This is a genomic window from Mesorhizobium sp. M4A.F.Ca.ET.022.05.2.1, assembly GCF_003998845.1.
In the GTDB taxonomy this organism is placed as follows: Bacteria; Pseudomonadota; Alphaproteobacteria; order Rhizobiales; family Rhizobiaceae; genus Mesorhizobium.
In genome coordinates, this window is sequence record NZ_RZOJ01000187.1 from 1 (window position 1) to 10,875 (window position 10,875).

Annotated in this window: 12 protein-coding genes; 11 read left to right on the forward strand and 1 reads right to left on the reverse strand. The window is 63.0% G+C overall.

Annotated features, from left to right (window positions below; all coding sequences use genetic code 11):
- The 4 genes from EN745_RS19945 to EN745_RS19960 all read left to right on the forward strand — a co-directional run.
- Positions 1-845, forward strand: an 845-nt coding sequence (locus tag EN745_RS19945; RefSeq protein WP_127422065.1) for an L-serine ammonia-lyase, incomplete at its 5' end; no start/stop codon positions are given.
- A 75-nt stretch (positions 846-920) separates the two neighbouring features.
- Positions 921-1,358 (forward strand): DUF1489 family protein, encoded by a 438-nt coding sequence (locus EN745_RS19950; RefSeq protein WP_126054677.1) that lies wholly within the window; start codon positions 921-923, stop codon positions 1,356-1,358.
- A 107-nt stretch (positions 1,359-1,465) separates the two neighbouring features.
- The gene (locus tag EN745_RS19955) at positions 1,466-2,197 is read left to right on the forward strand and encodes a VWA domain-containing protein (RefSeq protein WP_127406506.1); all 732 of its coding nucleotides are present in this window, start codon (positions 1,466-1,468) and stop codon (positions 2,195-2,197) included.
- Positions 2,197-2,895, forward strand: a complete 699-nt coding sequence (locus EN745_RS19960; RefSeq protein ID WP_127422066.1) for a DnaJ domain-containing protein — start codon at positions 2,197-2,199, stop codon at positions 2,893-2,895. The genes EN745_RS19955 and EN745_RS19960 overlap by 1 nt, the downstream gene beginning before the upstream one ends.
- A 42-nt stretch (positions 2,896-2,937) precedes the next feature.
- Here the strand turns inward: EN745_RS19960 and EN745_RS19965 are convergent, their stop codons facing one another.
- Positions 2,938-4,338 (reverse strand): D-alanyl-D-alanine carboxypeptidase, encoded by a 1,401-nt coding sequence (locus EN745_RS19965; protein WP_127422067.1) that lies wholly within the window; start codon positions 4,336-4,338, stop codon positions 2,938-2,940.
- Between the two features lie 288 nt (positions 4,339-4,626).
- Between EN745_RS19965 and EN745_RS19970 the strand changes: the two genes are divergently transcribed.
- The 7 genes from EN745_RS19970 to EN745_RS20000 all read left to right on the forward strand — a co-directional run.
- Positions 4,627-4,956 carry a phasin family protein gene (locus EN745_RS19970; RefSeq protein ID WP_127422068.1) on the forward strand — a complete coding sequence of 110 codons (330 nt, stop codon included), beginning with the start codon at positions 4,627-4,629 and terminating at the stop codon, positions 4,954-4,956.
- A gap of 278 nt (positions 4,957-5,234) precedes the next feature.
- Entirely contained in the window at positions 5,235-5,561 is a 327-nt protein-coding gene (clpS, locus tag EN745_RS19975) for an ATP-dependent Clp protease adapter ClpS (protein ID WP_189347344.1), read from the forward strand.
- Between the two features lie 6 nt (positions 5,562-5,567).
- Positions 5,568-8,036, forward strand: coding sequence for an ATP-dependent Clp protease ATP-binding subunit ClpA (gene clpA, locus EN745_RS19980; RefSeq protein ID WP_127422069.1), 2,469 nt, complete (start codon positions 5,568-5,570; stop codon positions 8,034-8,036).
- Between the two features lie 68 nt (positions 8,037-8,104).
- On the forward strand, positions 8,105-8,287 hold the full coding sequence (locus tag EN745_RS37110; RefSeq protein WP_245487775.1) for a DUF930 domain-containing protein: 183 nt from the start codon (positions 8,105-8,107) through the stop codon (positions 8,285-8,287).
- A gap of 154 nt (positions 8,288-8,441) precedes the next feature.
- Entirely contained in the window at positions 8,442-9,272 is an 831-nt protein-coding gene (locus tag EN745_RS19990) for an aspartyl/asparaginyl beta-hydroxylase domain-containing protein (RefSeq protein ID WP_126054670.1), read from the forward strand.
- 266 nt (positions 9,273-9,538) lie between these two features.
- On the forward strand, positions 9,539-10,486 hold the full coding sequence (locus EN745_RS19995; RefSeq protein WP_245455467.1) for a helix-turn-helix domain-containing protein: 948 nt from the start codon (positions 9,539-9,541) through the stop codon (positions 10,484-10,486).
- A 142-nt stretch (positions 10,487-10,628) separates the two neighbouring features.
- Positions 10,629-10,875, forward strand: a 247-nt coding sequence (locus EN745_RS20000) for an aldehyde dehydrogenase family protein (RefSeq protein WP_127422070.1), incomplete at its 3' end; no start/stop codon positions are given.

Below are 10,875 nucleotides of genomic sequence, written 5' to 3' on the forward strand. Positions count from 1 at the left end.
TCGAGATGCTGAAGATGGCGGCCAAGAGTGGGCTTTCCATCGCCGAGATGAAGCGCGTCAACGAGGAGACGCAGATGTCGCGCGAGGAGCTCGACGCCGGTCTCGACGCCATCTGGGGCGCCATGAAGGGCTGCATCGACCGCGGCCTGTCGCAGGACGGCATCATGCCGGGCGGGTTGAAGGTGCGCCGTCGTGCCCGGCAACTGCACGACAAGCTGCAGGAACAGTGGCAGCAGAACCGGCCGAACCCCTTGCTCGCCAATGACTGGCTGTCGATCTACGCCATGGCGGTCAATGAGGAGAACGCCGCCGGCGGGCGCGTCGTCACCGCGCCGACCAACGGGGCGGCCGGCACGCTGCCGGCGGTGCTGCGCTACTGGCTGCATTTCCATCCCGAAGCCGACCAGCCGAGTATCCGCGACTTCCTGCTCACCGCCGCCGCCGTCGGCGGCATCATCAAGTCGAACGCCTCGATCTCCGGCGCCGAAGTCGGCTGCCAGGGTGAGGTCGGCTCCGCCTCGGCCATGGCTGCGGCTGGGCTGTGCGCCGTCATGGGCGGCACGCCGGAGCAGGTCGAGAACGCGGCCGAGATCGCGCTGGAGCATCATCTCGGCATGACCTGCGATCCGGTCGCCGGGCTGGTGCAGGTGCCCTGCATAGAGCGCAATGCGCTCGGCGCCGTCAAGGCTGTGACCGCAGCGTCGCTCGCCATCAAGGGCGACGGCACCCACTTCGTGCCACTCGACGCGGCGATCGAGACCATGCGCCAGACCGGCCTCGACATGAACGAGAAGTACAAGGAAACCAGCCTCGGCGGCCTCGCCGTCAACGTCGTCGAGTGCTGAACGGCTGATGCTGGCACTGTGGAGAAGTCGGGCAGGGCCGTTGACGGTTTCGCGTGCCGGACTAAACCTTAAGCGATGGCTCTCAATCTCCTAAAACTCTGCGTCGGCTGCGACAGCGTCGAGGATCTCGAAGAGTGGATCGACTTTCGCCTCGACGAGCGGCGGCGCGCCGGCGAGCCGGCCGAGCACTGGCACACCACCCGCATGGTGCCGACGCGTGGCGACGAAGTCACCGACGGCGGCTCGCTCTATTGGGTGATCAAGGGCAACGTGCAATGTCGCCAGTTGATCACCGAGATCCGGCCGTTCACCGACGACGAGGGCATCGGCCGCTGTCACCTGATGCTCGACCCGCAAGTCGTGCGCACCGAATGGCAGCCGCGCCGCGCCTTCCAGGGCTGGCGCTATCTCAAACCCTCCGACGCGCCGGCCGATCTCGGCAAGGGCAGGGCAGGCCTGGTGGAGATGCCTCCGAAGCTCAGGCAGGAGCTGGCCGAACTGGGCCTGCTTTAGACCGGACGATACCTGCCGCGCTGCTTGTGATCCGCCGATGCGTTGGCCCTCCCTATCGCCGGACATGGGACTTGCAAGCATTGGCGCCGCGCCACATCTTGAATCTCATGAGCGACAACAAGCAGCCCGTGCCCCAAAAGGCCGATCCTGCCCCGGTCAAGCCTCAATCAAGCGCCGGGGAGATCGACGCTTTTGTCCGGCAGGCGAGAACCCTTGGCGCTTCTGCCAGCGGCACGGGCAGGCTGATTCTGTCCCTCGACGCGACCATGAGCCGGCAGCCGACCTGGGATCTGGCCAACGCGCTGCAGGGCGAGATGTTCGATGCCGTTGGCAAGCTCGGGACGCTTAGCGTCCAACTGGTCTATTTCCGCGGTCTCGGCGAGTGCCGTTCGTCCGGTTTCGTCAAAGACACCAATGCTTTGAAGCAGCTGATGACGCGGATCGACTGCCGCGCCGGCCATACTCAGATCAGCAAGGTGCTCGTCCACGCGTTGAAGGAAACGGCGGCAACCAAGGTCAATGCGCTTGTCTATATCGGCGATGCCATGGAAGAGAGCATCGACGATCTCACCAGCAAGGCCGGCAGCCTCGGTCTGCATGGCGTGCCAGTCTTCATTTTCCAGGAAGGCCATGATTCCGGAGCGGAAAAAGCGTTCAAGGAAATTGCGCGGCTGTCTAAAGGAGCTTGGTTCCGATTTGATCGGCATGCTGCCGCGACCCTTGCGGGATTGCTTTCAGCGGTAGCCGTATTCGCCACCGGCGGGCTGACGGCACTGGAAGCCAGGGGCAGGCCGGAAGATCGGCTGATGATCGAGCATTTGCGGGGCGGCGGAAATTGATGGGCATACTGATCGCATTGGTCGCATTGCTTCTGTTGCTCCTCGGCGCCGCCACGATCTTCGTACGCGCCGATCCGGGGAAAATGGCCGATGGCATGAAGACATTGGGACCGGTTCTTTTGGCGCTGGCCGGCGCAGCCTTGCTCGTCATGGGCCGCAGCGGCATCGGCGGCATGATGCTGGCCGGTGCGATCGCCTGGTTTGGCTCGGTGCGTATGAACCGCAGCGGATCAAGACCACCGCCGGGCAGGCGTTCCACCGTGCGCACTGCTGCGCTGGAAATGGAGCTTGATCACAAGACCGGCGGACTGGAAGGGCTCGTTCTGGCCGGCCGCCATGAAGGCAAGATGCTTGGCGCGATGAGCCTCGCCGAGTTGCAGCAGCTCTACCGTGAGCTCTCCGGCGATCCGGAGAGCCGCCAGTTGCTAGAGACGTATCTTGACGGCCGATTTCCCATCTGGCGCAAAAACGCTGAGCCGGACGGTGGCGAAGGGCTGGGTGTTGCGCCAGGTGCGGGCGCCATGACTAAGGAGGAGGCCTACAAGATCCTTGGTCTTGAAGCGGGGGCCGCCGCGGCGGATGTCCGCAAGGCGCACCGCCGCCTGATGCAGCGCCTGCACCCCGATATCGGCGGCACGTCGTTCCTTGCGGCGCGAATCAATGAAGCCAAGGACGTCTTGCTCTCCAACCACAACTAGTCTCCTTCGACGCAAAAATTTCCCGGGAGATTGCAAGCCGACCTACTGCTGGACGGCGTAACAGCTGATCTTCTTCTTCTTCAAAGCGTTGCACGCATCCCACGCGGCATCCTTCGACGAGAAGCCGCCGAAGCGGGCGCGGTAGTAGGTGACGCCGTCCTTTTCAAAGGCGACGGTGAAGCCGGCGGCGTCGGCCAGCACCTTCGGCGCCTGCTTGCTCGTCTTGTCGAGGAAGGCCTGGGCTTCGGATTGCTTTGGCGAGGACGCCACCTGCACGGCCCAGCCGGAGGGGACCGAAGCGGTCTTGACCGGATCGACCGCCGCAGCCGGTTCCGGCTCGGCGTAGGCCGCGACGGCTTGCGGCGCTGGCGACGGAACCACGGCGGCGACTGCCACGGTCTTGACCTTCTTGATCTGGACGACCGGCGTGGTCTCCTCGACGACGGGCGCGCTGTCGTCCGCGGAGGCGACGACCGCCTCTTCCTCGACCGCCGGCTTTTCGTCCGGGGTCGGCGCGTCATGCTTCGGCAGGAGCACCTTGGCCAGCGCACTGATCGGATTGCCGCCACCGGCCTTGGCGATGAGGGCGCTACCGCCACGCGTCGACGCCTTCGGCATATAAGCGTTGATCAGGCCCGCCATCTGGTTGTCGCGGGCGCGGCCCGAGGCGCCGCCCATGACCACAGCGACGAGCTTGCGATCGCCGTCATTGACCGACGAGACCAGATTGTAGCCGGAAGCGCGGGTGTAGCCGGTCTTGATTCCGTCAACGCCCTTGATGCGGCCGAGCAAGCGATTGTGACCATTGATGCGCCGACGGCCGTAAAGGAAGGAGCGTTGCGAAAAGTAGCCGTAATATTGCGGGAAGTGCTCCCTCAGCGCGATGCCGAGCATCGCCATGTCGTGGGCGGTGGTGAACTGGCCGGGATCGGGCAGGCCATTGGCGTTGCGGAAGACCGTGCCGTTCATGCCGAGCGCACGCGCCTTGGCGGTCATCATGCGGGCGAAATTGGCTTCGTTGCCGCCGAGCAGCTCACCCAGCGCCGTCGCGGAATCATTGGCCGACTTGGTCACCATCGACAGGATGGCTGTGTCGACGGACACCGATCCGCCGGGCTTGACGCCAAGTTTCGTCGGCGGCTCGGCCGCGGCGTGGGCAGAAAACGGCACCGCCGTGTTCTTCGAGATCCGACCCTTCGCCAGCGCCTCGAACGTCAGATAGAGGGTCATCATCTTGGTCAGCGAAGCGGGATAGCGCCGACCATTGGCGTCGGAAGAATAGAGCACCTTGCCCGTCTTGGCGTCGATGACGATGGCCGCCGATTTCGCCGCCATCGATGAGGCGGCATCCGCGACGACGACGGTCATCGCCAGGGCGACGATCGTGACCGCCTTGAGAAAGGAGGAGGTTTTGGAGACGAAGCCCGACAACGCCTGACGCACTGCTATTTCCCTGAAATTTCGTTGCCCCGGAGGCGGCGGCGTGAGCCTGCCTCGCTTCCGGCCAAGCTATCGCGGGCAGCGTTACCAATCCGTTTATGGTAACCGCCGCGTTCACCATTTTCTGGCGATTTGAGCCTCTTTTTATTCGAATTTTGGACTCCTCCCGTCCGCCCGTGCCCAGCAAACGGGCAAAAACTTGACTTTTGTGCAGCGCACAATATATTTGCGGTGCATTGCACAAGGGCGCCCGGGGCAAATGGGCGTTTCAACCACGAAGGGAAGCGTGAAATGGCCCAGACCTATGAGGACTTCAGCAAATTCGGCAAGGAGTTTGCCGACACCGGATTGAAGAGCTTTGCTTCGCTCACCAAGGGCGCGCAGGCGATCGCCACAGAAGCGAGCGAGTACACCAAGAAGAGCTTCGAAGCCGGCAGCGCCGCGTTCGAGAAGCTGTTCTCGGCCAAGTCGTTCGACAAGGCGATCGAGATCCAGTCCGACTACGCCAAGCAGAGCTACGAGAGCTTCGTCGCCGAGGCCGCCAAGATCGGCGACCTTTATGCCGAACTCGCCAAGGAAGCCTACAAGCCGTTCGAATCGATCGTAGCCAAGGCGAAGTAATTTTCGCCGCAAGGCACTGAAATTAGGCCAGCCGGCCTGCAAGACAGACCCGGTCGCGGATGCGCGGCCGGGTTTTTTCATGCCCGCTTCGATCTGGCGCCCTAGCCACCTTCACGATTGCGAAAATCGCTGAAGTTTGCCCACCTAGCCATATTGTCAGCTAAACAGAAGGGCTTAAAATCGTCCATCGAACACCTACATGTCGAACTCGCATGGGGATTCGAAAGAGGCAGGACTACGTGACGACCGGTTTGACTGCCACGGCAGGCGTGGTGCGGATGCAGAGTGACGGCGACGGCAACGGGGCCGGTCGCGGCACGGCCGTGATCACGCGCACCAAAACCAAGACCAAGAAGCCCAGTCTCTACCGGGTGCTCATCCTCAACGACGACTACACGCCCATGGAATTCGTGGTTCACGTGCTGGAGCGTTTTTTTCAGAAGGACCGCGAAGCCGCCACACGCATCATGCTTCATGTTCACAATCATGGAGTGGGCGAGTGCGGGGTCTATACATTCGAGGTGGCCGAGACCAAAGTGTCCCAGGTCATGGATTTCGCCCGACAGAATCAGCATCCGCTGCAATGCGTGATGGAGAAGAAGTGAGGTAACATGCCGGCTTTCTCCCAAGGCCTGGAAAAGGCGCTACATCAGGCGCTGACGCTCGCCAATGAGCGGCATCATGAATATGCAACCCTTGAACACCTGCTGCTCGCCCTGATCGACGACACCGAGGCAGCCGCCGTCATGCGCGCTTGCAACGTCGACCTCGACGAATTGAAGCACACGGTTCTCACCTATATCGACACCGAGCTCGACAACCTCGTTACCGGCTATGACGAGGATTCCAAGCCCACCGCCGGTTTCCAGCGCGTCATCCAGCGCGCCGTCATCCATGTACAGTCGTCCGGCCGCGAGGAGGTCTCCGGCGCCAACGTGCTCGTCGCGATCTTCGCCGAGCGTGAGAGCCACGCCGCCTATTTCCTGCAGGAACAGCAGATGACCCGCTACGACGCGGTCAACTACATTTCGCATGGCATCGCCAAGCGCCCCGGCGCCTCGGAGAACCGCACCCCGCGCGGCGCCGATGACGAGCAGGGCGGCCAGAACGGCGCCGAGCCGCAGGAGGAGAACGGCAAGAAGAAGCAGCAGCAGGACGCCCTGACTGCTTATTGCATCAACCTCAACAACAAGGCCAAGGCCGGCAAGATCGATCCGCTGATCGGCCGCGAGTCGGAGATCAACCGCACGATCCAGGTGCTGTGCCGCCGCTCCAAGAACAACCCGCTCTATGTCGGCGATCCCGGCGTCGGCAAGACGGCGATCGCCGAGGGTCTGGCCAAGCGCATCGTCGAGGGCGACGTGCCAGAGGTGCTGCACAACGCCACTATCTTCGCGCTCGACATGGGCACGCTGCTCGCCGGCACGCGCTATCGCGGCGACTTCGAGGAGCGGCTGAAGCAGGTCGTCAAGGAACTCGAGGACTATCCCGGCGCGGTGCTGTTTATCGACGAGATCCATACCGTGATCGGGGCAGGGGCCACGTCAGGCGGCGCCATGGACGCGTCGAACCTGCTGAAGCCGGCGCTGTCGTCGGGCGCCATCCGCTGCATCGGCTCGACCACCTACAAGGAGTTCCGCCAGTTCTTCGAGAAGGACCGCGCCTTGGTGCGGCGCTTCCAGAAGATCGACGTCAACGAGCCGACCATCGAGGACGCCATCGAGATCATGAAGGGCCTGAAGCCCTATTTCGAGGAGTTCCACAAGGTCCGCTACACCAGCGAGGCGATCAAGGCCTCGGTCGAACTTTCGGCCCGCTACATCAACGACCGCAAGCTGCCGGACAAGGCGATCGACGTGATCGACGAGACCGGCGCCTCGCAGATGCTGGTGCCCGAAGCCAAGCGCAAGAAGACCATCGGCATCAAGGAAATCGAAGCCACGATCGCCACCATGGCGCGCATCCCGCCGAAGACGGTTTCGGCCGACGACGAGAAGGTGCTGCAGGGTCTCGACATCGAGCTGAAGCGCGTCGTCTACGGCCAGGACACCGCCATCACCGCGCTGACGTCGGCGATCAAGCTGGCGCGCGCCGGCCTGCGTGAACCCGAAAAGCCGATCGGCTCCTATCTGTTCTCGGGCCCGACCGGCGTCGGCAAGACGGAAGTCGCCAAGCAGCTCGCCGCCTCGCTCGGCGTCGAACTGATCCGCTTCGACATGTCGGAATACATGGAACGTCATACCGTATCGCGGCTGATCGGCGCGCCTCCCGGCTATGTCGGCTTCGACCAGGGCGGATTGCTCACCGACGGTGTCGACCAGCATCCGCACTGCGTGCTCTTGCTCGATGAGGTTGAGAAGGCGCATCCCGACCTGTTCAACATCCTGCTGCAGGTGATGGACCATGGCAAGCTGACCGACCACAACGGCAAGCAGATCGACTTCCGCAATGTCATCCTGATCATGACCACCAATGCGGGTGCGTCAGATGCGCAGCGGGCGGCGATCGGTTTCGGTTCGACCAAGCGCGAAGGCGACGATGTCGAGGCGATCAACCGGCTGTTTACGCCGGAGTTCCGCAACCGTCTCGATGCGATCATCCCGTTCGGCTCGCTGCCGGTGCCTGTCATCCACCAGGTTGTGCAGAAGTTCGTCATGCAGCTCGAGGCTCAGCTCTCCGAGCGTGGCGTCACCTTCGACCTGTCGCCGGATGCGGTCGCCTGGCTGGCCGACAAGGGCTATGACGAGCGCATGGGCGCGCGGCCGCTTGGCCGCGTCATCCAGGAGCACATCAAGAAGCCGCTGGCCGACGAGGTGCTGTTCGGCAAGCTCAAGAAGGGCGGCACGGTGCGCGTCACCGTCGAGAAGAAGGAAACCGGCGAGACCGGCCTGAAACTCGAGTCGCTGGCTGACGAGGCTCCGGTGAAGCCGAAGAAGGAAGAGCCGGAGGAAGCGCCGAAGCCCCGCAAGGCGGTTGCGAAGAAGCCGGTGGCCAAGAAGGCGGTGGCGCAGAAGCCGGAGCCGAAAGGCAAGGATGGCGGCAAGCGTAGCCTGGTGCCGCAGTTGCCGCGCAAGGGCTGATAGCCCTGACGATAAAAAAGCCCCGGAAACGGGGCTTTTTTCATGCAATCTGCTGCGGTCAAGAGTGAGTGTGGGGCTCGGTCGCCGCCGAAGGTGCCGCCTTCCGCAGCCGCGGCAGCTGGCACGGGCTGAAATTCAGATGCGGGCCGGCCGGGGACGGTGACAGCGTCATCGGCTTCGAGTTCCTGGTCAGCAATGAAAGAGAAATGGGACGATCTCGGCCTGCCCGTGGCGTGGACAAGGCGATCTGACGGGCATGAGCGGCACCGGCGCCCCGCCGGCACCGCCATGATTGCCGTTGTGTGGCGAAGCAAAAAATCCTATCAAGGCGCACGGCTGCGGGGGTTGCTGCCGTGACTTTGGCGCACTCAAGCGAACGGGATCGCGCTCCCCGCGGGGAATAAAATGACAAGGCAAGCTCGAAAGACCATCCGTCAGGCAGCGATTGCGATTCCGCTTCTCGCGCTCGGCTTCTATTTCATCCCGATCCTGACAACGATCTGGATCGTTTGCGGCCTGATCGACGTGCTGCGCAACAAGAACAAGGACCTGTCGCTGTTCCGCGGCTATTTTCTCGGCAACGGCCTCTTCACCTGGCTGCTGTCGCCCTTCAACCTGCTGGTCGACCTGCTTTGCTTCAGGAACCCGGGTGTCTGGAAGCTGGAGCAGTTTCCCGCCGACTACCAGCGCGAGGTCAACGAGGTTCTCGACGTCTTTAAGGCGCGCAAGGACGATATCATCGCCGATATCGACGCCAATTTCGGCACCGGCCGGCGCGGCATGTATGTCTATCAATGGTACGGCAAGCACAAGATCGACAACGTGCCGGAATTCAACAAGGATTTCAAATACATCAAGACCATCGCCGTGTCGGTCTTCAGGGGCAAGGAGTCGACGTCCTGGCATTTCGGCCCGCTTCGGCTCAGCCTGCGCATTCTCTACAACCTGCTGCCGGTGAAGGCCGAGATTTTCGTCGAGTGCAACGACGCCAGGAACTACTGGCATGACAATCCGCTCTACATTTTCGACGACACGCTGCTGCACCGTTCGGTCAACGAGTATGACGGGCGCCGCTACTGCGTCTTCATGGACATCATCCGTCCATCCCCGTTCCCCGGCCTCATCGCCGGCCTGCTCGCCATCGTTTCGGTCAGCGTCGAACGCATCAATTCCCTGTTCTACAAGAACTGGAAGATGATCGGCTCCAGCAAGCCGAAGAAGGCCGGGGCGAACTGAGCTTCGACAGGACCTCGCCAATCCGCCTTGAACCAACGTCCAATGGCGCCGGCCGGCAGCCACCTTTAGAACGCCAGAGCAATTCTGGAACGATTGCGTAGCGATTTTCCGTCCCGAATTGCGCAAAATCAATACGTGTCGGGGTCAGCGTTCTATATCGAAAGCTGAACTGCCTTGGGTGTCGAATATTTTCTAGCCAACGTGACGACTGAGCGGGAGGAGGTCCCGCTTACGGGAGGGTCAGGTTGATCGGTCGGCAATCAGTCGTGCATGCAGATCTTGTCCAGGCCTCGATCGCCAGAAGCGGCGCGGCCCATTCGGCACTGGTCGCCTCATGGCGACGTTCTCTCCAACTGCACGGTCTCGATCCAGCCGAGCGCAAGGCCCCCAGGCGATTGACCGAAGGCGAGTTGAGAGGGGCCCGGCAGCGCATGGAGCCATTGGTCCGCGCCGCCGAGGCAAGTCTCAATCGCCTCTATCTCGCCGTAGGGGGCGTTGGCTGCTGCGTGATGCTGGCGGACCGCGACGGCATCCCCGTCGAACGCAGGGGCGCCGTCGCCGACGACGAGACATTCGACGAATGGGGGCTTTGGACCGGCACGGTCTGGAGCGAGGACAGTGAAGGCACCAATGGGATCGGCACCTGCATCGCCGACCAGCGGGCGCTGACCATCCATCGCGATCAGCACTTTTTCTCGCGCAACACTTTGCTCAGTTGCACGACGGCGCCGGTCTACGACCACGAAGGCAATCTAGCGGCGGCGCTCGACGTGTCGTCGTGCCGGTCGGATCTGACGGAAGGCTTTGTCCAGCTGATCGCTGTTGCGGTGGGTGACGCCGCCCGCCGCATCGAGGCCGAGAATTTCCGCATGGTCTATTCCAACGCCCGCATCCTGCTTGCCCCGGTCGGCGAGCGCAACACCGGGGCGCTCATCGCCATCGATGCCGACGATCTGGTGATCGGCGCGACGCGCTCGGCCCGTTGCGCGCTCGGCATAACTCGCGAAGCCTTGGCCAAGGGGCTGCTCGCGGCCGATATCCTCGGCGACTCTGTGAGGGCCGGGGAAGATCTGGACGATGCCGAGCGCGGAGTGGTGCAGCGCGCGATGGCGCGCGCCGGCGGCAATGTTTCCGCTGCGGCCCAGAGCCTCGGCATTTCGCGCGCCACGCTGCACCGCAAGCTCGCCCGTTTCGGCATCCACCGCGCGCACTGATTTCCTGGACCTGACCTGTCGCAGTTCTGCGACACTCGGCGGCCATGATCGGTTGGCCCCGGGCTGACAAGCCAAAAGGCATCCGCAACTGTCTCCCGCGACGCGACACATTCCGTGCCGCTGTTTTGCTGGGAGGCAGACAATGAACAAGGTGGAATTTTCCCGCACGGCCAAGGTTCCCTTCGCCAAGCGCTACGACAACTACATCGGCGGCAAATGGGTGGCGCCACTATCTGGAAAATACTTCGAGAACATATCACCTGTGACCGGCGGGCCGCTGGGCGAGGTCGCGCGGTCGGACGCCAGGGACATCGAGGCGGCGCTCGACGCGGCGCACAAGGCCAAGGACGCCTGGGGCAGGACAAGTGCTGCCGCTAGCGCTCTGATCC